This is a genomic window from Pseudomonas sp. HMWF006, from assembly GCF_003061205.1.
Taxonomy (GTDB): Bacteria; Pseudomonadota; Gammaproteobacteria; order Pseudomonadales; family Pseudomonadaceae; genus Aquipseudomonas; species Aquipseudomonas monsensis.
Genome location: NZ_QAIU01000597.1, coordinates 703 through 1,948, shown reverse-complemented (window position 1 = coordinate 1,948; position 1,246 = coordinate 703). Strand labels below are relative to the sequence as shown.

Below are 1,246 nucleotides of genomic sequence, written 5' to 3'. Positions count from 1 at the left end.
CCGCTGAGCGGAATCTGGAGCCACAGGATCAGCGGACTGACCGTCGCAGAGCACCCCTTCACCGCCAAGGCCTTGTACGGTTCAGGCCAGACATCGACCGTGCGTAGCCTGAAAGTCTCCGCGTTGCCCGAGCTGATTATTGACAAAACACCGGTGGTGCTCAGCGCCCGCAACTGGATCGCGGTAGGGGAAGAACTGCAGAAGCTTCTGGTCGCCAACCCGACACCGCCGGTCGGCACCTACGCAGACCGATTTCCGCAGCAAGGCACCCCGCCCTATACCTACACGTCTGCCAATGAGGAGATTGCCGTTGCCAACCCAACCAACGGGCGGATTTCAGGGAAGGGGAATGGCACGACGACCATTACCGTTGCGGATGCGAGTGGGGATGTGGTGGAGATTCAGGTGACGGTTAGTCGGGTCAGGCGGATACATCGGTCGCCAAACAAGTTAAACACTTGGTACGACGCCGACCAATGGCGAGATGCCAATGATCTTGGCACGATCACCAACGTATCCGTAGATAATGAGTTGGAAAGGTTCTTCCCTTGCCAACTATCACCTGCCCCCCTCGCTCCGCACCCCGATTCGACGATTGGGTGGGTCCAAGGTCAAGGCTGCCTGGCGGTCGGAGATGAACGTCGATGGAGATCGCTCGCTAATCTCCCGCCTTTCTACGCTTTGGGATATTCAGTGTGTTGCACATGATTTGAATCTCGCCCCCTTGATCCGAAAAACGTTATTTCCCCTCCCACCCCGTTAAGGGCGTGGAGGGGAATTGATTCTGTCGCTGGCAGACAAATCAAAAGATCGCAGCCTTCGGCGGCGATCTTTTGCATTTAAACCACAGCGTTTAAAAAACACCTTCAGACACGTCTTACAGGCTACACATCCTTGCGCCATTGCCTACAGCTACGCCAGAATCGGCCGGCTTGTGGGTCTTGGGTGCGGGTTCTATTGTGGGTCGGTCGCTGATTGTTCAGTGATCGGGTTTAGCAGCCCGGGTTTTCTCTAGACGCACAAAGTCCGTTGCCGTTATGGCGGCTTTGCGTGGGGCACTTCGGTGCGCCGGGTTCTAGAGTCCTGGTCTGCTAACCCGCGTACAGCCGCCACCTCCTTCGTTAGCAGCGAACGGTGGCCGCTTCACTACTCTAGAGGCTTTACCCATGATTAAACCAACGCCAAACCCGCCCGAAACCGACCCCACCTCCCCCTACGAATCCCTCGATTCAAAAAAACTCCACGA

1 pseudogene is annotated in these 1,246 nt (G+C 56.6%); it reads left to right on the top strand.

The window, feature by feature from the left end:
- Nucleotides 1–708: pseudogene (locus DBR24_RS30965) on the top strand (pilus assembly protein N-terminal domain-containing protein); the annotation flags it as partial.
- Between the last annotated feature and the right edge of the window lie 538 nt (nt 709–1,246).